Genomic DNA, 19,764 nt, shown 5'->3' with positions numbered 1-19,764 from the left:
GTTGGAAGGGCATATTTCCGGGCCTTTTCAATACACTCGCTAAGACAGTTTTAGGAGTTTTACCTTGGCTAACATCAAATCTGCTAAGAAGCGCGCTCTTCAGTCAGAAAAACGCCGTCAGCACAACGCCAGCCGTCGTTCCATGACCCGTACCTACCTGAAGAAAGTCATTGCTGCTATCGCCTCTGGCGACAAAGCTGCTGCGACTGCCGCTTTCGCTGTTGCTCAGCCGATCATGGATCGTATGGCGACCAAAGGCCTGATCCACAAGAACAAAGCTGCTCGTCACAAGAGCCGCCTGTCAGCCCAGATCAAAGCTATGGCTTAATCAGCTTCTGCTGATCAAAGCTGAAAAAACCGGCCTTAGTGCCGGTTTTTTATTTATCTGCGCTGCAATAAAGTCGATGCAGCAAACTAATCATTTCACGCACCTCATGGCTGCGCAGCGAATAGTAGACCGTCTGGGCCTCTTTGCGCGTCGTCACCAGCTCATCCCGCCGCAGCAGCGCAAGATGCTGTGACAAGGCCGACTGACTCAATCCCAGTCGCTCGTTGAGCTCCCCCACCGACAGTTCGCGCCCCAGCAACTGGCACAGAATAAACAGCCGCCGTTCGTTGGCCAGCGCCTTGAGCAAGGCCACCGCTTTACTCGCATTGGCTTCCATCTCTTCAAGTTGCATCACATCTCTCCTCTACCACTCATCGCCGATGATACGTGGTGACGGGTCGTTTTAAAACGACAGGGTGGCCGGCTGGATGGCGGAGAAGTTCTCCTGCCCGGAAAAGAGAAAGGTAAAATCGCTCTCGCAGACCCGCTTCACCGCCGGATGCTGGATCATCCGCTCGGCGAAGATGACGTAATACTCCTCCATCAGATCCTGGGTTTCCCCGATCAGCATCACCCCCTCCCCCTCGAGGATCTCCTCCCGATAGATGGTGGGAGCCATGAAGATACCCTGATTGAAGAAGCCAAACGCCTTCATCAAGGCGGCATCATCAAACTCGCCAAGAATGCTGGGGGAGACACCTTGCTGTTCGAACCACTGGGTCAGCTGACGCCCCATGGCGGTACGGCGACCAGGGATCAACAGCTTGCGCTCTTCCAGACAAGCGGGAAAGGGCTTTTCGGGCAATGGCGCCTTGCAGAAGAAGCTGACGCCACAGCCGCCCAACCGCTTGGAGAGCAGCCCCGCATGCTGGCTGGAGTCCACCGGACAGTCGGAGAGGATCATATCGAGCTTGTGCTCGCTCAGCTGCTCCAGCAGCAGTTCGTGGGTTGATTCGAAACAGCGCAGATGGATGGAGCCATCATTGGGGATGACAGAGAGCAGCACGCGGCTGGCAAGGCGCTTGGAGAGGGCATCGGCGATACCGACGTCGAACAGGATCTGGCTCTCCTTGCGGTAGTTGACGATATCGAGCATCTCGTAGGAGAGGCTGAACATCTTGTCGGCATAGCGAAACACCAGCTGGCCCAGCTCGGTCGCCTCAAGAGAGCGCCCCTTGCGTTTGAGCAGCTTGCCCCCGAGGCGCTGCTCCAGCAGCTTGATCTGACCGGTGACAGTTTGCGGGGTCAAAAAAAGGGCTTCCGCTGCCTGGGTAACGGAGCCCTTCTTCTGAGTCATCCAGAAATAGTAGAGATGGTTGTAGTTAAGGTGTGACATCCGATGGGGTTCCCGCTTGACGCGGACTCCGGTAGCAGCTGAGTTCAACCGCCAGAATGTCATACATGTCGCTGACCGAGTCAACCTTGTTCGCGCCAAACTGCTCCATCAGACTGGCCTTGAGGCGTGCCTTGTCAGGCATCCGGTCAGCGCAATAACGCTTGTTGGAACGCTTGACCATCTCGCCAGCCCGGCTGCTCAGCGCCCGTTCGGAGAAGGTCTCGCCAAAGCGCGCCTTGGCCTGCTTTTCCCCCAGCAGCAGGGCGCTGTCTACCACCCCGTTCAGATAGGCAGAGCAGTTCGCCGAAGTGGCGTCCTGCTTGCAATCCTCCAGCCCGCCGGCCCATGCCGCGGGGCTCAACAACAGCATCAACAACCCTGTATGCAGCTTCATAGTCCCTCCGTACTCTGTTCCCCTTCACCCTTGGGAAGGGCCATGCGCAAGGCCAGATAGCCGACTACCGCCGCCATGGTGGAGCCCACCAGGATCCCGAGGCGAGAGTAGCTGCCGTAATCCAGCCCACCGTGCTCGAAGGCGAGAGACGCGATAAACATCGACATGGTGAACCCGATGCCACAGAGGATGCTGACCGCAAAAATCTGCTTGAAGTTGACCCCGGGCGGCAACTGGGCGATGCCCAGCTTGACCGACAGCCAGCTGATGGTGAACACCCCGAGCGGCTTGCCGATAAACAGCCCCAGCATGATCCCCATAGGTACCGGACTCAGCAGGGAGGAGAGACCAATCCCTTCCAGCGATACCCCGGCGTTGGCAAAGGCAAACAGCGGCAGGATCAGATAGGCACTCCAGGGGTGCAACTTGTGCTCCAGATACTTGAGCGGCGAGGCGTAACGCTTGCCGTTAAGCGGAACCATAAAGCCCACTACCACGCCTGCCAAGGTCGCATGGACGCCAGACTTCAGCACCGCAACCCAGAGCACCAGACCAACCAGCATGTAGAGGCTGATCCTGTCCTCGCCACGACGGTTCATCCAGAACAGGGTAAAGGTAGCCAGAAGGCCGATCGCCAGCGCCTCAAGCGACAACTGCTGGGTATAGAAGAGTGCGATGATGATGATAACACCCAGGTCATCCATGATGGCCAGCGCCAACAGGAATACCTTGAGGCTCACCGGCACCCGCTTGCCGAGCAGCGCCATCACCCCGAGGGCAAAGGCGATGTCGGTCGCAGCCGGAATCGCCCAGCCAGCACGCGCCACTTCGTCCGAGTAGTTGAAAAAGGCGTAGATCAAGGCCGGAGCTAGCATGCCGCCCACCGCCGCAATAGCCGGGAAGGTCGCCTGAACCCTGGTAGAGAGCGCCCCTTCCAGCATTTCTCGTTTCACTTCCAGGCCAACCAGCAGGAAGAAGATCGCCATAAAGCCATCGTTGATCCAGAGCAGCAGCGGCTTGTTGATGTCGAGGGCCGCGATGCGCACCTGCACCGGCGTATCGAGAAACGCCTGATACCCGCCAGCCAGCGCGGTATTGGCTAAAATCATTGCCAGCATGGCAGCCATGATCAGAATAATTCCGGAGGCGGCCTCCAGCTTCAGGAACTTTTTGATTACGTCACTCATGGTTAAATTTTCCACCGTATTGCTTTGGTTTGAGTCTATCCCTTGCAACAACCAATGGAAAATCGTTTCTTGCTGCTCAATACAACGAAAAAACCGAAAGCAAAATAGAACATACCTGCTATAAGCGGGTTTTTCCTCGTCTCTGGCTACCGTCTTATTAGTCAGTAAAATGAATTTTCAATTATTTAACTGCATAAAAAAGGCGCCCTGAGGCGCCTTGCTATCAGATGGCGACGGGCGCCTTGATGCCGGGATGGGGGTCATAACCCTCGATCTCGAAATCCTCGAACTTATAGTCGAAGATGGAGTCAGGTTTGCGCTTGATCATCAGGGTCGGCAGCGGGCGCGGCTCGCGGGATAGCTGCAGCGCAGTCTGCTCCATGTGGTTGGAGTAGAGGTGCACATCACCACCGGTCCAGACGAAGTCACCCACTTCCAGATCGCACTGCTGGGCCATCATGTGGGTCAGCAGGGCATAGCTGGCGATGTTGAACGGCAGGCCGAGGAACACATCACAGCTGCGCTGGTAAAGCTGGCAGGAGAGCTTACCGTCCGCCACATAGAACTGGAAGAAGGCGTGGCAGGGAGCCAGCGCCATCTTGTCCAGCTCGCCCACGTTCCAGGCGGAGACGATGATGCGGCGCGAATCCGGGTTGTGCTTGATGTCATCCACCGCCTTCTGGATCTGGTCGATGACAGACCCGTCAGCGGCAGGCCAGGAGCGCCACTGCGCGCCGTAAACCGGCCCCAGATCGCCATTCTCGTCGGCCCACTCATCCCAGATGCTGACGCCATTTTCCTTTAGATAAGCGGTATTGGTATCGCCATTGAGGAACCAGAGCAGCTCGTGAATGATGGAGCGCAGGTGGCACTTCTTGGTGGTCACCAGCGGGAACCCCTCCGCCAGATTGAAGCGCATCTGATGGCCGAACAGGGAGACAGTACCGGTGCCGGTACGGTCTGACTTGACGGTGCCCTCATCGAGGATTTTCTGCATCAGGTCGAGATAAGCTCGCATTATTTCGCCTCCTTCACGGCATTACCGAACAACTGTGGACGCTTGTAGGCGGCCCAAATCATCAGGGCACCGGCGATAATCATCGGGGTGGAGAGGATCTGGCCCATGCTGATCTCCTGGAAGTAGAGACCGAGCTGGCTGTCCGGCTGGCGCACAAACTCCACCAGGAAGCGGAACAGGCCGTAGAACAGCAGGAACATCCCGGAGATGGCGCCGCGCGGTGGGTTCTTGCGCCAGAACAGGTTGAGGATGATGAACAGCACCACCCCTTCCAGTGCGAACTGGTAGAGCTGGGAGGGATGACGCGGCTCGGGGCCGGCCTCCGGGAAGATGATGGCCCAAGGCACATCGGTGACCCGGCCCCACAGCTCGCCGTTGAGGAAGTTGCCGATGCGGCCAACGCCGAGACCGAACGGAATGAGTGGTGCCACAAAGTCGGCCACGGTGAAGAAGTGGCGCTTGGTCTTGTGAGCAAACCAGATCATCGCGGTGATCACCCCGATCAGACCACCGTGGAACGACATACCACCGGTCCAGATTTTGAACAGGTAGGTGGGATCCGCGAGGAAGAGATCGAAGTTGTAGAACAGCACGTAACCGACACGGCCACCGAGGATCACCCCGAGGAAACCGTAGAAAAGCAGATCCGACACCTCGTTGCGGGTCCAGCCGCTGTTCGGTGCATCGGCGCGACGGCCGGCAAGCCACATGGCAAACGCAAAACCGAACAGGTACATGAGACCATACCAGCGTACTGATAGTGGTCCCAAACTGAATGCTACGGGATCAATCTGCGAGAAAACCCAATATCCATCGTGCTGCATATGCGGCCCCAGTCAAAATAAAAGCCGCATTTTCCGATCATTCGTCAGCAGGGACAAGGCATGATTATCAATCACTCTGTTTCGATTTATGACCGGCTCGCAGCAAACCGCCCAAACCATGCTCCTCCAGATAGCGGGCAAACAGGCCGCGCAGTACGTGGGGGTTGTCATGTTTGAGGCCATCGGCCATCAGTTCGGTCAACTCGCTCAGGGTGGATTGACGCAGCACGTACTTGATCCGGGCGATGTTGTGAGTGTTCATACTGAAGCGGCGATAGCCCATGGCAAGCAACAGCAGCACACCGACCGGATCACCGGCCAGTTCACCACACACCGACACCGGCTTCTGATAGCGATGGGAGGCATCAACCAGCTGTTGCAAGGCGCGGATCACCGCAGGATGAAAGGCATCGTAGATGTTGGCAACTCGGGAGTTGTTGCGATCCACCGCCAGCAGGTACTGGGTCAGGTCGTTACTACCCACCGACCAGAAGTCGATAAGCGGCGCCATCTCCGGCAAGATAAAGAGGGCTGAGGGCACCTCGATCATCACCCCGAGGCTGGGGTAGCGGATCACCGCATCGCGGCTCGCCGCCTCTTCCGACACCTCTCGCCACGCCTGATCCAGCAGACGACGGGAGGCCTTGATTTCGCTGACGCTGCTGATCATCGGCAGCATGATGGCCAGATTGTCCAGCCCTTCACTGGCCCGCAGCATCGCCTTGAGCTGCACCAGAAACAGTTCGGGGTGATCCAGGGTGATCCGGATCCCCCGCCAGCCAAGGAAGGGGTTTTCCTCGACGATGGGGAAATAGGGTAACGGCTTGTCGCCGCCCACATCCAGCGTCCGCATGCAGACCGGCCGGTTGCGGTAGGTCTCCAGAATGCCGCGATAGCGGGCAGTCTGTTCCCACTCGGAGGGGAAGCTCTCCTGCAGCATAAAGGGGATCTCGGTGCGATAGAGACCCACCCCGTCCGCCAGCTGATTAAGCGAGATTTCGGTATCGGCACTGAGACCGGCGTTGAGCAGCAGGGAGACCTTGGTGCCATCAGCGGTCTCGGATGGCAGGTTGTCAACGCTGCGCACCAGGGTATCGAGTGCCCGCTCTTCGCTTAGCAGCTGACGATACTCGGTCAGGATCACCTGATTGGGTTCGATGAAGAGATCGCCGCTGTAGCCATCGACCACCAGCATGCGACCGCCGATGTCACCAAGGGGCAGATCCACCCCCATGATGGCGGCGACCCCCATGGCACGGGCCAGAATGGCCGCGTGGGAGTTGGTCCCCCCCTTGAGCGACACCACCCCGGTCAGATATTCACGGGGTACTTCTGCCAGAATGGTGGCGGTCACCTCGTCGGCAACCAGCACCACTGGCTCGCCGATGGCGATATGTTCCGGTTCGTTCTGCACCAGTCGACTGATGAGTCGCTGGGCAATATCCTTCACATCGGTGGAGCGCTCCTGCAGGTACGGGTCCTTCATCCCCTTGAACTGCTCGATGAGGCGATCGCTGATGAGCTTGACCGCCGAGACCGCAGTCCAGTGCTCCTTGCTCACCTTGTTGCGAATGGGCTTGATGTAGCCAGGATCGCTCAGCAGATGCAGGTAGATATCGAAGATCGCCACCGAATCCTGGCTGTAGCTCTCGCGAAAACGCAGCGCCAGGCTCTCCAGGTCGTGACGCACCTCCTCCACCGCCAGCTCCAGCCGTTCGAGCTGGCTGGCATGGTCTTCATCCTTGCGCGGGGTAATGGACGACAGTGCCTTGCGGGGCCGCCACACCCAGGCCTTGGCCATGGCGATACCGCTGGCACCGGCAATACCGCGCAGCGGCTTGCTCCAGTCGGTCTTCTGCAGCCACCCCTTGGCCTGTGCCTGGGCGATACGCCCCGCCAGTTGGGCCGCCAGGGTGACCATGAAGGACTCCTCCCCCTCATCGAAGCGGCGGCTCTCCTTCTGCTGCACCACCAGAATGCCGACCACCTGACGCTGGTGCATGATGGGGGCGCCGAGGAAGGAGCGGAACGCCTCTTCGGCGACATCGGGCAGGAATTTGAAACTGGGATGCGTGGGGGCATCAGCCAGGTTGATCAGTTCTTCTCGCTGACCCACCAGACCGACGATGCCCTGCTCGTAGGGCAGAGTCACCTTGCCGACCGCGGACGGGGCCAAGCCGTCGGTAGCCGCCAGGCGATAGCGGCGCACCTCGGGTTCCGAGACATAGACGGAGCAGCAGTCCACTGCCATGGCGTGCCGGGTCTGGCTCACCAATGCTTGCAAGGCCTGCTCGAGGGTGTTGGCCTCAGCCATGCTCTCGACGATACGTCTCAATTCCGTTAACAACTAATCTGTGCTCCTTAACGGGCGCGGTTGCGCCGCCCATCCTTCTTGTTGACCTGCACTGCCGGCACTGGCATCGCCAGCGGGGCAAACTCTTTCATGACCCGGCGGTAAACCTCCCGCTTGAACGAAACGACCTGACGCACCGGGTACCAGAAGCTGACCCAACGCCAGTCGTCAAATTCGGGATGGCCATGACAGCCGAACTGGATCCGCGACTCCTTGCCCGAATTCAGCTGTAACAGGAACCATTTTTGTTTTTGGCCAATACAGACCGGTGAACTGTCCCAGCGGACAAGACGTTTGGGTAAACGGTACTTTAGCCAGTTACGACTGGTGGCCATGATGGTCACATCTTCGGGCTTGAGGCCAATCTCCTCATACAGCTCGCGATACATGGCCTGCTCTGGCGTTTCACCATCATCAACCCCCCCCTGCGGAAACTGCCAGGAGTGCTGCCCATAGCGTTTAGCCCACAACACTTGTCCTTCACGGTTACAGATCACGATACCGACATTGGGACGAAATCCGTCACCATCAATCACGTGATCACCTTATAAAGGCTGAATCTATAAGGAGATTGTTCCACATTCACTCCGTGGCAGCAAACAAGGAGTGAATCCCCTGTTTCATGAATAACTTTCGATTTCAAACATACTTATAAACAAATCCAAGGATCCGATCCCCCCAAGTTGCCCACCCAGGCTGTGCATAAAGCTGTTAGCAAACGGGTATATACAGTACTTTTTAACTGTGCGCGAAAAGTGCCCCTCCGGATCCTCACGCGACATTCAATATAAAAAATCATTATTTTTTATATGCTTGAGACAAAATAACTGGATCTAAATCCATGTCACCCCAAGAGCCAGATCCATGATCCGGATTGTGAACAAGTTCCACTGCTCAAAGATCCACCGTGGCGAAATTATCCACAGGTCTGGCACAATATCTACCCCGTTTGCCCTGTAAAAATGGGGTGGAATTCACAATTTTTTGTAACATATCAGCGACTCCTCCCACTTTCATCCACTTATCCAAGATTTCTGTGGATAACTGTGTGTAACATCATGCACAAACCCTTGGACAACTATTTAGAGGTCAAACCAGACCTGGATTACTGCTCGATAGAACAGACAAAAACCTTTAAAATCATAACGATGAACTGGTAGTCACCAAATTTTCTGCATTTAATCTTATCCACTCAGGATCGGTTATAAAAACAGCGATCCTTCTCGGGATCCTCCCCTGTTAGAATATGGTGAGCAAGATGGAGCCAACTATGCCAAGCAATCCCCAATCCGAGCAGGAGTTATTGAGCCGCGCCTATGCCATGGCCGGCTTCACGCTGGCGCAGTTGGCCGCCGAGGCTGGCGTCGCTGTGCCCAAAGACCTTCGCCGGGACAAGGGGTGGGTCGGTCAGTTGATCGAGCTGCAACTGGGAGCCAGCGCAGGGAGCAAGCCGGAGCAGGACTTCCCGGAGCTGGGGATCGAACTCAAGACGATCCCCGTGGATCCTCAAGGCAAACCGCTGGAGACCACCTTCGTCTGCGTTGCCCCGCTGATCGGCGTCAGCGGCCAGCGCTGGGAGGAGTCCAACGTACGCAACAAGCTCTCCCGGGTGCTCTGGATCCCGGTGGAAGGCAGTCGGGAGATCCCGGTTGGCGAGCGGCGGGTCGGCATGCCGCTGATGTGGAGCCCGAATGAAGAGGAAGATCGGCTACTGCGTCAGGACTGGGAGGAGCTCATGGACATGATAGTTCTGGGAGAAGTGGAGCAGATCAGCGCACGCCACGGCCAGGTGATGCAACTGCGGCCCAAGGCGGCCAACAACAAGGCGCTGACTCGCGCCATCGGCCGCGATGGTCAACCCATCATGACCCTGCCCCGCGGCTTCTATCTCAAGATCGACTTTACCCACAGTTTGCTGCAACGCTATTTTGCCTTGCCGACTTGATCTGCCTTATCAACATCTTTGTCATATGGTGGTATAAAAATAGACAGGAGCCATTTTTAACTCACAGACAAGGAGGCGTCATGCCACTGATCAAACAGTTTTTGAAGTCCAAGCCCGAGGTCAAGGTGACCTTTGCCGTAGAGAAAGAGGCGGCTGCAGGGGCGGAACAGGTGATGCTGATCGGCGAGTTCACCCAGTGGCAACCGGTCGAGCTGAAACGCATGAAGAGCGGCGAATTCAAAGCCACCCTCAATCTGCCGACCGACGGCCCGGGGTACTTTGAATATTGCTACCAGCTCATCACTCCGGCAGGGAAAACCCTCTACGAGAATGACTGGGCAGCAGACGACTATGTGCCAGGCCCCTTCGGGCGCGACAACTCGGTAGTTCGGGTCATCCAGTAACGGCCCCCAGATAGCCAATAGGCGGATACAAAAAAGGCTCGCCATTGGCGAGCCTTTTCACTACCTGTCGAGCTATTTGCCGACATACCGACACCAATTCGAATCGAATTAGTTGAGCTTCTCTTTGATACGAGCAGCTTTACCGGACAGGTTGCGCAGGTAGTACAGTTTGGCGCGGCGAACATCACCACGACGCTTCAGTTCTACACTGTGGATCAGCGGAGAGTGAGTCTGGAATACACGCTCAACACCTTCGCCGTTGGAGATCTTGCGAACGGTGAAAGCAGAGTGCAGACCGCGGTTACGCTTGGCAATAACGATGCCTTCGAAAGCCTGCAGACGCTCTTTACCACCTTCTTTAACACGAACTTGAACACGTACAGTGTCGCCCTGGGCAAAAGCCGGGATGTCGGTACGCAGTTGCTCTTGTTCAAGCTGCTGAATAATCTTGCTCATTGTCTTTCCTTACCTAGGATAAACTGAAAACTCTACTTAACGCTGTCACGCACTTCGCGGACATACTCGGCAAGAAGTGATTCTTGCTCGTCAGTCAGAGCTAGGTTGTTAATAAGTTCCGGCCTTCTTTGCCAGGTTCGTCCGAGCGACTGCTTGAGACGCCAGCGTCGAATCACTTCGTGATTGCCGCTTGTCAGCGCCTCGGGCACCGCCAATCCATCCAACACCTCCGGCCGAGTGTAGTGGGGATGATCCAGCAAGCCATCCGTAAAGGAGTCTTGCTCGGCACTGGCCTGATCGCCCAAAACCCCGGGGACCAGACGCGAAACCGCATCGATCAGGGTCATGGCAGGCAACTCGCCACCACTTAACACGTAATCCCCGATAGACCACTCTTCGTCGACTTCGGTTTGTATCACGCGTTCATCGATACCTTCGTATCGACCGGCTACCAGAATCAGTTTCTGATTCGTCGCCAACTCGGTTACGCCCGCTTGAGTCAGCTTGCGTCCCTGAGGAGAGAGATAGATGACTTTCGCCCCGTTTCCCGCTGCTTGCTTGGCTGCATGAATCGCGTCACGCAGCGGCTGAACCATCATTAACATGCCGGGCCCACCACCATAAGGACGATCATCGACCGTACGGTGTTTGTCGTGGGTAAACTCCCGAGGGTTCCAGCACTCAATCTGCAGCAGGCCACTCTTGACGGCCCGACCCGTTACCCCGTGCTCGGTAATGGCTCGGAACATTTCAGGGAAGAGGCTAATAACCCCAATCCACATAAGAAACCTCCGGCACCCGTGTTAGCGCGGGAAACTAGAAACCAGGATCCCAATCAACTTCGATTGTTCGAGCAGTCAGATCAATATTCTTGATCACCTGCTCTTCCAGGAACGGAATCAACCGCTCCTTTGCACCAAAGGCATCTTTTACATTGGCCTCAACCACCAACACATCGTTGGAGCCGGTTTCCATCAATTCGGTCACCTTGCCCAGGTCGTATCCCTTGGTGGTCACCACGGAGCAACCAATCAGGTCACGCCAGTAGAACTCACCTTCAGGCAACGCAGGCAACAGATCGGCGGGTACGCCAATCTCGACATTGGTCAATGCCAGGGCATCTTCGCGCACATCGATACCATCGAGTTTGCAGATCAGACCCTTGTTGTGACGTTTCCAGGATGAAACCCGAATTTCACGCCACGCCCCGTTCTGATTAATCAGCCAGGGGTTGTAATCGAAAATCGCTTCGGCAACATCGGTGAAGGAGTTCACTTTAAGCCAGCCCTTGATGCCATAAACGGTACCCAGGGTGCCCAGAACTACAGGTTTTTCCACCTTAACTCCTTACCGTTGGGCTGATTAAGCAGCTTTTTTAGCGTCTTTGATCAGCTTGGCAACGCGGTCAGAAACAGCGGCACCAGTAGCAACCCAATGCTCGATACGAGCCAGGTCCAGGTTCAGCTTTTCAGCTTGACCAGCAGCAACCGGGTTGAAGAAACCAACGCGCTCGATGAAGCGACCGTCACGGGCGCAACGGCTGTCAGAAACTACTACCTGGTAGAACGGACGCTTTTTCGCGCCACCACGTTGTAAACGAATGGTTACCATATCGTCCTCATTAACATCTAATGAACAAGGCCCGCAAACACGCGGACCCTAGCTTAAAATAAGCCGCGTAATTCTACTTGGATTCGTAATAATTGCAACCAAGCCAGCCATTTTTTGCGCAGAGCGGCAATGAAAAGGGGCCTGCCACTGCAGACCCCCATCAACACGCAGGCCGGATCAGAACGGGCCGCGACCGCCACCGAAACCGGGGGGCATCATGTTCTTCATCTGGCTCATCATCTTGCGCATGCCGCCCTTGCCGGACATTTTCTTCATCATGCGCTGCATCTCGGTGAACTGCTTGAGCAGCTTGTTCACGTCCTGCACCTGCATGCCGGAGCCTGCGGCGATACGGCGCTTGCGAGAGCCTTTGATCAGGTCGGGATGGGCACGCTCCTTGGGCGTCATGGAACTGATGATCGCCTCCATTCGCACAGTGAGCTTGTCATCCATCTGATCTTTAACGTTATCCGGCAGCCCGGACATGCCGGGCAGCTTGTCGAGCATCCCCATCATGCCGCCCATGTTGCGCATCTGGGCCAACTGCTCGCGGAAATCTTCCAGATCGAAGCCTTTGCCACTCTTGACCTTGCTGGCCAGCTTGGCTGCTTTCTCTTTATCGACGTTGCGCTCGACCTCTTCGATAAGAGAGAGCACATCGCCCATACCGAGGATGCGGGAGGCGAGACGATCCGGGTGGAACGGCTCCAGCGCATCGGTCTTTTCACCCATACCGATAAACTTGACCGGCTTGCCGGTGATGTGGCGCACCGACAGTGCAGCACCACCACGGGCATCGCCGTCCGCCTTGGTAAGGATGACACCGGTAAGCGGCAGCGCTTCGTTGAACGCCTTGGCGGTGTTGGCGGCATCCTGACCGGTCATGGCATCCACCACGAACAGAGTCTCGACCGGCTTGATGGTGGCATGCAGATCCTGGATCTCGGCCATCATCTCGCTATCGACGTGCAGACGACCGGCGGTATCGACGATCACCACGTCATAGAATTTCTTGCGCGCCTGATCGATGGCTGCGGTGGCGATATCGACCGGCTTCTGGCTGGCATCGCTCGGGAAGAAGTCGACACCGATGTCATTGGCCAGGGTTTCCAGCTGTTTGATCGCCGCCGGACGATAGACGTCGGCACTGACTACCAGCACCTTCTTCTTGCTGCGCTCTTTGAGCAGCTTGGCCAGTTTGCCAACCGTGGTTGTCTTACCGGCACCCTGCAGACCAGCCATCAGGATGATGGCGGGCGGCTGGGCAGCCAGGTTGAGCTGTTCGTTGGCCTCCCCCATCACGGTGACCAGTTCACCGTGCACAATCTTGATGAATGCCTGGCCCGGGCTAAGGGATTTGGCCACTTCCTGCCCGACTGCGCGCTCTTTGACACGCGCCACGAAATCACGCACGACCGGCAGGGCGACATCCGCCTCGAGCAGCGCCATGCGGACTTCGCGCAGGGTTTCCTTGATATTGTCTTCGGTCAGGCGACCACGGCCACTGACATTGCGCAAGGTGCGCGAGAGTCGTTCAGTCAAATTCTCAAACATGACGGATTCCGGTTCTTGGCGTAATAAATTGGGGGCATTATAACCCAGAGCGGGCGCGAGGACGATTATTCACCGCACCGCAGCAGCAGGGACCTTCTCCCTATATATGGGCAGATCAGCCGTTGCACAACTGGCGAGCACTTCTCGTGCAAGGTATACTGCCCCTCTTACCCTCAAAAGCTTGTGCAACAACGACCTGGTTATGATCGTAATCTCTGTTCTGGCCCTGGCGTTTTATCTGCTGGCCATCATCGCCTCCCTGCATCTGTTACTGAGCGCCAAGCCGGTGGGACAGCGCTCCCTGTTTGCCTGTATCGGATTGGCCCTGATCGCCCACGCCAGCGCCCTCGGTTCAGAGGTATTGCAGAGTTACGGCCAGAACCTGAGCATGCTCAACGTTGCCTCGCTGGTCAGCCTCATCATCAGTTGCTTCATGACCTGCGTGACCCGCCGCTTCAACGGCTGGATCCTGCTGCCGGTGGTCTACAGCTTCTCGGCCCTGTTGCTGGCTGCCAGCGCCTTGATCCCGGGTCGCTACATAACCCATCTGGAGGCCCATCCCCAGCTGTTGCTGCACATCGGCCTCGCCCTGATGGCCTACTCGGTATTGATGATCGCCTGTCTGTTTGCGCTGCAGCTCGCCTGTTTGGACAAGCAGCTTAAATCTCGAAAAATCAGCAACCTGCCAGCCATGCCGCCACTGATGACGGTGGAGAAACGACTGTTTCAGTTGATCTCTGCAGGGGTGCTACTGCTGACACTCTCCATCGCCTCCGGCCTCTTCTTCCTCGAAGATATGTTCGCCCAGGGCAAGTCTCACAAGGCCGTGCTCTCCATCCTGGCATGGTGTGTTTACGTGTTGCTGCTGTGGGGTCATCACACCTATGGCTGGCGCGGCCGTAGAGTCATCACACTCAGTCTGATTGGCAGCTTCATCCTGACTCTTGCCTACTTTGGCAGCCGCTTCGTCAAAGAAGTGCTGTTGAGCTGACACCTATACTCTTTTAGCCATACCATCCAACAGGAGCCCTTTTTGGACAGCATCTCAACGAGTACATTACTGATTGTTCTCGTTATCTTGATCCTTCTTTCCGCCTTTTTCTCCAGTGCCGAAACCGGCCTGATGTCCATCAACCGCTACAAACTGCGGCATCTGGCACAGACCAAACACAAAGCCGCACGTCGCGTCGAGCAACTGCTCGCCCGCCCCGATCGCCTGCTGGGGCTGATCCTGATCGGCAACAATCTGGTCAATATCCTCGCCTCCGCCATCGCCACCATCGTCTGTATCCGACTGTTTGGTGATCTCGGGGTCGCCATCGCCACCTTCGGGCTGACGCTGGTGGTACTGGTATTCGGTGAAGTGACCCCCAAGACCCTGGCCGCCATGTTTCCGGAGAAGATCGCCTATCCCGCCTCCTGGATCCTCAAGGGGCTGATGGTGCCGCTCTCACCGCTGGTCTGGCTGATCAACGGCATCACCAGCGGCCTGCTCAAGATGCTGAAGATCAATCCCAACAAGGATGACTCCCTCAACACCGAGGAGCTGCGCACCATCGTCAATGAAGCGGGTAACCTGATCCCCCAGCGTCATCAGGAGATGCTGCTGAGCATTCTGGATCTCGACAAGATGCTGGTCGAGGACATCATGGTGCCACGCAGCGATATCTACACCATCGACATCAACGATGACTGGAAGAGCATCCAGCGCCAGCTGGCCCACTGCGCTCACACCAAGATCCTGCTCTATCGCGACAATATCGACGACGTTGTCGGATTTTTACACGCGCGCGATGCCCTGCGACTGGTAGCCAGGGATCAGTTCAATAAATCGAGCCTGTTGCGGGAAGTAGACGAGATCTACTTCATTCCGGAAGGAACGCCGCTCAACGTGCAGCTGGCCAAATTCCAGCGCAACAAGGAGCGAATTGGCCTGATCGTCGACGAATACGGCGATATTCAGGGTCTAATCACTCTGGACGACATTCTGGAAGAGATCGTGGGCGACTTCACCACCTCCATGACGCCAGCGCCAAGCGACGAGATCCACCCCCAGTCAGATGGTTCTTATCTGGTCGAAGGCTCAGCCAATATTCGTGAGCTGAACAAGGAGATGAACTGGCACCTGCCCATCGACGGCCCGCGTACCCTCAACGGTCTGATCCTCGAATATCTGGAAGAGATCCCCCAGCCCAACATAGGGATCCGGCTGGCCGGTTATCCTATCGAGATCCTCGATGTGGAGAACAACATGGTCAAGATGGCGCGGATTATGCCGGCATCGTACCGAGCGGAGTCGGATTCGCAAGATTGAAAAAGGGCTGCCAGTAGCAGCCCTTTTTTATTGCTCATCGTCATTGCTCATCTTCATCATCCGGCTCCAGCACCAGCGTCGGGATCAACTCGCCGAACACCCGTTGCAGCTCGTCACGGTTGGCCAGCAGGTCTTGCAGCGTATAGCTGTCCATCACCGCCAGAAACGCATCCATCGCCTCTTTCAGCGCACTCTTGAGCAGACAGACAGAGACGATGTGGCAAGCGGGCGAGCCGCAGTCAATGCCGTCCAGATTGCCTTCCAGCGCCCTGATCACCTGCCCGATATTGATGGTGGCGGGATCGCAAGCCATGCGAATACCGCCATTCTTGCCACGCTGGGATTGCAGATAGCCCAGCTTCACCAGCTGATTGACCACCTTCACCATGTGGTTGCGGGAAACGCCATACAGGGCCGATACCTTGGCAACGCTCGACAACTCCCCTTCCGGCAGGGTGGCAAGATAGAGCAGGGCTCTCAATCCGAAATCTGTATAACTGGTTAGTCTCATAAAACCTGATTAGCGTGATGCGAAAAGTGGAGTATTGATTCAAATCAAATAAACATCTAGGATGCCACTTATTAAATGACATTTTATATGTTCAATTAGAACGAGGCCCCTATGCTAGATCAAACCACCGTTGCCGTCATCAAAAGCACTATTCCGCTGCTCGAATCGGCAGGCCCTGCCCTCACCCAGCACTTCTACCAGCGGATGTTCAGCCATAACCCGGAGCTGAAAGATATCTTCAACCTGGCCCACCAACGCAGTGGCGGCCAGCCGCTGGCCCTGTTCAATGCAGTCGCCGCGTATGCCAAGAATATCGACAATCTGGGAGCACTCACCGGTGCGGTCGAACGGATTGCGCACAAACATACCGGATTCCTGATCCAGCCGGAACAATATCACATTGTAGGTAGTCATCTCTTGGCCACGCTCAAAGAATTGGGTGGAAGTGCGGTCACCGACGAAGTGCTGGAGGCTTGGGGCAAGGCGTATGGCGTGCTGGCCGACATCTTCATCGGCCGCGAGCAGGAGATCTATCAGGAGAAGGCCAATCAGGATGGCGGCTGGCAAGGTACCCGCACCTTCATCATCAAGGAGAAGCGAGCCGAGAGCGACCTCATCACCTCCTTCCTGCTGGCGCCGGAAGATGGCAAGCCGGTACTGACCTTCAAACCGGGCCAATACCTCAGCATCAAGCTGGTTCACCCCGAGCTGGAATATCAGGAGATCCGCCAATACTCCCTCTCCGATGCACCCAATGGACAGGATTACCGCATCAGCGTCAAGCGTGAGCCACAGGGTCAGGTCTCCAACCTGCTGCACGATCACCTGCAGGCGGGTGACAAGATCGAAGTGATGCCCCCCACCGGCGATTTCTACCTGAAAGCCGACAGCCAGACCCCGGTGGTACTGCTCTCCGCCGGTGTCGGCGTGACACCGATGATGAGCATGCTCAACCAGCTGCTGGCGAGCGGCCATCAGGCTGATATCACCTGGCTGCACGCATGCGAACAGGGTGCTGTGCACGCCTTCCGGGAGGATATTCAGCAAAAATCCCGCCAGCATCCCAACTTGCTGAGCCGGATCTGGTATCGGGAACCGGAGGCCAGTGATGTGCAGGGTCAAGATTACGATCAGTCCGGTACCATGGATCTGGCCGCAGTGAAGGAGCGCATCACGCCAGAGGCCCACTACTACTTCTGTGGCCCTGTCGGCTTCATGCAGGAGATCAAGCGGCAGCTGCTAGCGGCTGGGGTACCAACGGGGCAGCTCCATTACGAAGTTTTTGGCCCCCACCAAGATCTCTAAGGCGCGGGCAGCCATATAACAGAGGGAGGCTCCGGCCTGTCATGGCACGGCGGCTGGAACCGGACCCACAGGTGCAGATCTGTGGGTCATTTTTTTGGATCAGTGCATCGCCTTGGCGCGGGCCACCACGTTGGCCGGCATCCGGTTGCCAAGACGGTTGAGCAGAGTCGCCGCCTTCTGGTGCAGCGCCTTGTCACCGATGACGGAGCCATGGAGCCAGCGATAGGCGTCCTCATAATCGAGCGGACTGCCCATCCCCTGCAACAGCATCTCGACCCACTCGATGCGAGCCCGCAGAAAACCGAGGCTGGCTGCCTCGCGCATCAGGGTCTCGGCTCGCACCAAATCCTTCTGCACCAAAGTTCCTTTCCAGTAGTAGCGGCCCAACTGCTCCAGCGCCGGCGCCAACCCCTGATTGGCCGCCTCCCACATATATTGCACCCCGATCTCGGCATTGGGTTTGGTACAGACACCCCACGCCAGCATATCCCCCCAGAGGAATTGATAGGCCGGGATCTTCATCACCGAGGCGCGCGCTTCGATATCCTGAGTCAGCTGACAGCGATCCTGCTTCACCTGAGTGAGGTGGCGCCCCTGCTCAATCCAGTTGAGCAGCTCGTCCTGACGATAGAGCGGCACCGCCTGCAACTCGCCAGCGGCCAGAGGTGCGGGAGGCGCCACCACAGCGGCAGGTTCCGCCGGTTTTGGCAGCGGCGCGGCCCCCTCGCCACTGCTGGCAACGGGTGTGACCGGCTCGGCCGGAAGCAAGACGGGAAGTGCCTCAGAGGGCGCTGGCGTAGCAGCAGAGACAGGGGCCGTTGCCACCGCAGCACTGCTTGCTGTCGGTGCCGATGCACTTGCTGCAGGCGCATCGCTCGATACGGCAGCCGATACCGCCTCGGCGCCATAGAGGGGCGCGGTGAATGCACCGACAAGAACGAGAAGGGTAAGGGGTTTCATCATAAGGATCTCCTGCTGCACTCTGTTATCGGCACCAAGCCCCATCCCCTTAGCCTGCAGGGCGGATCTCATCAATACAAAAGGGAGCCGAAGCTCCCTTGTTGGCACGGTTGACTCGCTTACTTGACGAAATCGACACCCAGCTGGATATCGGCTTTCAGGGTAGCCAGCATGCCTTCCATCGCTTCCTGCTCGAAGGCGCTCAGCTTGCCGTAATCCAGTACGGTTTCGACGCCGTTCTTGCCCAGCAGTACCGGCTGTGCGAAGAAGGTGGCGTGCTCGCCGTTGCCTTCCACGTAGGCGCACTCGACAACGTTGGCTTCGCCCTGCAGACCCTTGATGAGGGAGAGACCGAAACGGCAAGCCGCCTGACCCATGGAGAGGGTTGCGGAACCGCCACCGGCCTTGGCTTCTACCACTTCGGTACCGGCATTCTGGATGCGCTTGGTCATGGCTGCCACTTCTTCAGCGGTGAAGGAAGCGCCTTCAATCTGGGAGAGCAGCGGCAGGATGGTGACGCCACTGTGACCACCGATCACGTTGACGCGAACCTTGTCGATGTTCAACCCTTTGGCGGCGGCCACGAAGGTCTCGGCGCGGATCACGTCCAGAGTGGTGACCCCAAACAGACGACGCTTGTCATAGACACCGGCTTTCTTCAGCACTTCGGCGGCGATAGCCACAGTGGTGTTGACCGGGTTGGTGATGATGCCGATCAGTGCTTTCGGGCAAGTGGCCGCGCACTTCTCGACCAGATTCTTGACGATACCGGCGTTGATATTGAACAGGTCGGAGCGATCCATCCCCGGCTTGCGTGCCACACCGGCGGAGATCAGCACCACATCGGCCCCAACCAGCGCAGGAGTCGGATCTTCACCGCAGAAGCCCTTGATGGCGACGTCGGTAGGAATATGACTGAGGTCAACGGCCACACCCGGAGTAACCGGGGCGATGTCATACAGGCTCAGCTCGGAGCCAGCCGGCAGACGGTTTTTCAACAGCAGAGCGAGGGCTTGACCGATGCCACCAGCGGCACCCAGAACGGCAACTTTCATGATCAACTCCATGTTTAAGCGTAGGTTTAAGGTTGTTTGTTGTTGTGCGCCCAACCTTAATGGATCCCCCCATAAAAAACAATCTGATAACAGTTGCAGTCACGGGTTCTGTGAGCCACGAAACATGCGGGAGCAAAAATTGGAGGGAAATACAAAAAGTTGGAGGAGAAGCACAGTTTTTCTGCACTTCTCCTTACCATAAAGAGGTA

General features: G+C 57.0%; 22 protein-coding genes. 6 read left to right on the top strand and 16 right to left on the bottom strand.

The annotated features are described in order from the left end of the window. Window positions 1-64: 64 nt before the first annotated feature. Window positions 65-328 (top strand): 30S ribosomal protein S20, encoded by a 264-nt coding sequence (gene rpsT / locus ACTG2G_RS14070; protein ID WP_005308808.1) that lies wholly within the window; start codon window positions 65-67, stop codon window positions 326-328. Window positions 329-377: 49 nt separating this feature from the next. Here rpsT and ACTG2G_RS14065 read toward each other — a convergent pair whose 3' ends face one another. The 8 genes from ACTG2G_RS14065 to rppH all read right to left on the bottom strand — a co-directional run bounded on the left by ACTG2G_RS14065 (window position 378) and on the right by rppH (window position 7,976). Then, window positions 378-680 (bottom strand): ArsR/SmtB family transcription factor, encoded by a 303-nt coding sequence (locus tag ACTG2G_RS14065; protein ID WP_110304052.1) that lies wholly within the window; start codon window positions 678-680, stop codon window positions 378-380. Window positions 681-731: 51 nt separating this feature from the next. Then, window positions 732-1,664, bottom strand: a complete 933-nt coding sequence (nhaR, locus tag ACTG2G_RS14060; protein ID WP_005340434.1) for a transcriptional activator NhaR — start codon at window positions 1,662-1,664, stop codon at window positions 732-734. Then, on the bottom strand, window positions 1,651-2,058 hold the full coding sequence (locus ACTG2G_RS14055; RefSeq protein ID WP_439985545.1) for a hypothetical protein: 408 nt from the start codon (window positions 2,056-2,058) through the stop codon (window positions 1,651-1,653). The genes nhaR and ACTG2G_RS14055 overlap by 14 nt, the downstream gene beginning before the upstream one ends. Then, on the bottom strand, window positions 2,055-3,245 hold the full coding sequence (gene nhaA, locus ACTG2G_RS14050; protein ID WP_439985544.1) for a Na+/H+ antiporter NhaA: 1,191 nt from the start codon (window positions 3,243-3,245) through the stop codon (window positions 2,055-2,057). Before nhaA ends, ACTG2G_RS14055 begins: the two co-directional genes overlap by 4 nt. Window positions 3,246-3,468: 223 nt before the next feature. After that, entirely contained in the window at window positions 3,469-4,263 is a 795-nt protein-coding gene (gene thyA / locus ACTG2G_RS14045; RefSeq protein ID WP_201958648.1) for a thymidylate synthase, read from the bottom strand. Beyond that, window positions 4,263-5,087: a prolipoprotein diacylglyceryl transferase gene (lgt, locus tag ACTG2G_RS14040; RefSeq protein ID WP_031227775.1), complete on the bottom strand. Its 825-nt coding sequence runs from the start codon at window positions 5,085-5,087 to the stop codon at window positions 4,263-4,265. The genes thyA and lgt overlap by 1 nt, the downstream gene beginning before the upstream one ends. A gap of 67 nt (window positions 5,088-5,154) precedes the next feature. After that, window positions 5,155-7,434, bottom strand: coding sequence for a phosphoenolpyruvate--protein phosphotransferase (gene ptsP, locus ACTG2G_RS14035; protein ID WP_439985543.1), 2,280 nt, complete (start codon window positions 7,432-7,434; stop codon window positions 5,155-5,157). Between the two features lie 14 nt (window positions 7,435-7,448). Next, the gene (gene rppH / locus ACTG2G_RS14030; protein ID WP_005340421.1) at window positions 7,449-7,976 is read right to left on the bottom strand and encodes an RNA pyrophosphohydrolase; all 528 of its coding nucleotides are present in this window, start codon (window positions 7,974-7,976) and stop codon (window positions 7,449-7,451) included. A gap of 734 nt (window positions 7,977-8,710) precedes the next feature. Between rppH and mutH the strand changes: the two genes are divergently transcribed. Together mutH and ACTG2G_RS14020 are read left to right on the top strand one after the other, a co-directional pair. Next, on the top strand, window positions 8,711-9,385 hold the full coding sequence (gene mutH, locus ACTG2G_RS14025) for a DNA mismatch repair endonuclease MutH (RefSeq protein ID WP_042084339.1): 675 nt from the start codon (window positions 8,711-8,713) through the stop codon (window positions 9,383-9,385). A gap of 80 nt (window positions 9,386-9,465) precedes the next feature. Continuing rightward, entirely contained in the window at window positions 9,466-9,789 is a 324-nt protein-coding gene (locus tag ACTG2G_RS14020) for an isoamylase early set domain-containing protein (RefSeq protein ID WP_439985542.1), read from the top strand. A gap of 108 nt (window positions 9,790-9,897) precedes the next feature. Here the strand turns inward: ACTG2G_RS14020 and rplS are convergent, their stop codons facing one another. The 5 genes from rplS to ffh all read right to left on the bottom strand — a co-directional run bounded on the left by rplS (window position 9,898) and on the right by ffh (window position 13,410). Next, a complete protein-coding gene (gene rplS, locus ACTG2G_RS14015) occupies window positions 9,898-10,245 on the bottom strand; it encodes a 50S ribosomal protein L19 (protein ID WP_005313505.1) in 348 nt (115 codons plus the stop codon). Between the two features lie 32 nt (window positions 10,246-10,277). After that, window positions 10,278-11,027: a tRNA (guanosine(37)-N1)-methyltransferase TrmD gene (gene trmD, locus ACTG2G_RS14010; protein ID WP_429204221.1), complete on the bottom strand. Its 750-nt coding sequence runs from the start codon at window positions 11,025-11,027 to the stop codon at window positions 10,278-10,280. A 34-nt stretch (window positions 11,028-11,061) separates the two neighbouring features. Next, a complete protein-coding gene (rimM, locus tag ACTG2G_RS14005) occupies window positions 11,062-11,583 on the bottom strand; it encodes a ribosome maturation factor RimM (RefSeq protein WP_005340394.1) in 522 nt (173 codons plus the stop codon). Between the two features lie 24 nt (window positions 11,584-11,607). After that, window positions 11,608-11,856 (bottom strand): 30S ribosomal protein S16, encoded by a 249-nt coding sequence (gene rpsP, locus ACTG2G_RS14000; protein ID WP_005340392.1) that lies wholly within the window; start codon window positions 11,854-11,856, stop codon window positions 11,608-11,610. Between the two features lie 177 nt (window positions 11,857-12,033). After that, window positions 12,034-13,410 carry a signal recognition particle protein gene (ffh, locus tag ACTG2G_RS13995; protein WP_005357987.1) on the bottom strand — a complete coding sequence of 459 codons (1,377 nt, stop codon included), beginning with the start codon at window positions 13,408-13,410 and terminating at the stop codon, window positions 12,034-12,036. Between the two features lie 202 nt (window positions 13,411-13,612). Here ffh and ACTG2G_RS13990 point away from each other — a divergent pair, with 202 nt between their 5' ends. Next, complete coding sequence (locus ACTG2G_RS13990; RefSeq protein ID WP_123174216.1) at window positions 13,613-14,401, top strand: cytochrome C assembly family protein; 789 nt, start codon at window positions 13,613-13,615, stop codon at window positions 14,399-14,401. A 42-nt stretch (window positions 14,402-14,443) separates the two neighbouring features. Next, on the top strand, window positions 14,444-15,724 hold the full coding sequence (locus ACTG2G_RS13985; protein ID WP_439985541.1) for an HlyC/CorC family transporter: 1,281 nt from the start codon (window positions 14,444-14,446) through the stop codon (window positions 15,722-15,724). A gap of 40 nt (window positions 15,725-15,764) precedes the next feature. Here the strand turns inward: ACTG2G_RS13985 and ACTG2G_RS13980 are convergent, their stop codons facing one another. Beyond that, window positions 15,765-16,235 carry an Rrf2 family transcriptional regulator gene (locus ACTG2G_RS13980; RefSeq protein WP_005340388.1) on the bottom strand — a complete coding sequence of 157 codons (471 nt, stop codon included), beginning with the start codon at window positions 16,233-16,235 and terminating at the stop codon, window positions 15,765-15,767. A gap of 111 nt (window positions 16,236-16,346) precedes the next feature. Between ACTG2G_RS13980 and hmpA the strand changes: the two genes are divergently transcribed. Then, window positions 16,347-17,540, top strand: coding sequence for an NO-inducible flavohemoprotein (hmpA, locus tag ACTG2G_RS13975; protein ID WP_421386662.1), 1,194 nt, complete (start codon window positions 16,347-16,349; stop codon window positions 17,538-17,540). A gap of 99 nt (window positions 17,541-17,639) precedes the next feature. Here hmpA and ACTG2G_RS13970 read toward each other — a convergent pair whose 3' ends face one another. Both ACTG2G_RS13970 and mdh read right to left on the bottom strand, forming a co-directional pair. Continuing rightward, window positions 17,640-18,224, bottom strand: coding sequence for a tetratricopeptide repeat protein (locus ACTG2G_RS13970; RefSeq protein WP_123174217.1), 585 nt, complete (start codon window positions 18,222-18,224; stop codon window positions 17,640-17,642). Between the two features lie 395 nt (window positions 18,225-18,619). Further along, window positions 18,620-19,555, bottom strand: coding sequence for a malate dehydrogenase (mdh, locus tag ACTG2G_RS13965; RefSeq protein WP_005340384.1), 936 nt, complete (start codon window positions 19,553-19,555; stop codon window positions 18,620-18,622). Between the last annotated feature and the right edge of the window lie 209 nt (window positions 19,556-19,764).

It is taken from the genome of Aeromonas sp. 55A (assembly GCF_051919665.1).
In the GTDB taxonomy this organism is placed as follows: Bacteria; Pseudomonadota; Gammaproteobacteria; order Enterobacterales; family Aeromonadaceae; genus Aeromonas; species Aeromonas veronii.
Note: the sequence above shows the minus strand (reverse complement) of the source record. Positions and strands in the feature narration are given on the sequence as shown.

Bases quoted from the DNA above. Each gene is read 5' to 3' on its own strand.
- ACTG2G_RS14065 (WP_110304052.1), bottom strand. From the start codon at position 680: ATGCAACTTGAAGAGATGGAAGCCAATGCGAGTAAAGCGGTGGCCTTG.
- nhaR (WP_005340434.1), bottom strand. From the start codon at position 1,664: ATGTCACACCTTAACTACAACCATCTCTACTATTTCTGGATGACTCAG.
- ACTG2G_RS14055 (WP_439985545.1), bottom strand. From the start codon at position 2,058: ATGAAGCTGCATACAGGGTTGTTGATGCTGTTGTTGAGCCCCGCGGCA.
- nhaA (WP_439985544.1), bottom strand. From the start codon at position 3,245: ATGAGTGACGTAATCAAAAAGTTCCTGAAGCTGGAGGCCGCCTCCGGA.
- thyA (WP_201958648.1), bottom strand. From the start codon at position 4,263: ATGCGAGCTTATCTCGACCTGATGCAGAAAATCCTCGATGAGGGCACC.
- lgt (WP_031227775.1), bottom strand. From the start codon at position 5,087: ATGCAGCACGATGGATATTGGGTTTTCTCGCAGATTGATCCCGTAGCA.
- mutH (WP_042084339.1), top strand. From the start codon at position 8,711: ATGCCAAGCAATCCCCAATCCGAGCAGGAGTTATTGAGCCGCGCCTAT.
- ACTG2G_RS14020 (WP_439985542.1), top strand. From the start codon at position 9,466: ATGCCACTGATCAAACAGTTTTTGAAGTCCAAGCCCGAGGTCAAGGTG.
- rplS (WP_005313505.1), bottom strand. From the start codon at position 10,245: ATGAGCAAGATTATTCAGCAGCTTGAACAAGAGCAACTGCGTACCGAC.
- trmD (WP_429204221.1), bottom strand. From the start codon at position 11,027: ATGTGGATTGGGGTTATTAGCCTCTTCCCTGAAATGTTCCGAGCCATT.
- rpsP (WP_005340392.1), bottom strand. From the start codon at position 11,856: ATGGTAACCATTCGTTTACAACGTGGTGGCGCGAAAAAGCGTCCGTTC.
- ffh (WP_005357987.1), bottom strand. From the start codon at position 13,410: ATGTTTGAGAATTTGACTGAACGACTCTCGCGCACCTTGCGCAATGTC.
- ACTG2G_RS13990 (WP_123174216.1), top strand. From the start codon at position 13,613: ATGATCGTAATCTCTGTTCTGGCCCTGGCGTTTTATCTGCTGGCCATC.
- ACTG2G_RS13980 (WP_005340388.1), bottom strand. From the start codon at position 16,235: ATGAGACTAACCAGTTATACAGATTTCGGATTGAGAGCCCTGCTCTAT.
- hmpA (WP_421386662.1), top strand. From the start codon at position 16,347: ATGCTAGATCAAACCACCGTTGCCGTCATCAAAAGCACTATTCCGCTG.
- mdh (WP_005340384.1), bottom strand. From the start codon at position 19,555: ATGAAAGTTGCCGTTCTGGGTGCCGCTGGTGGCATCGGTCAAGCCCTC.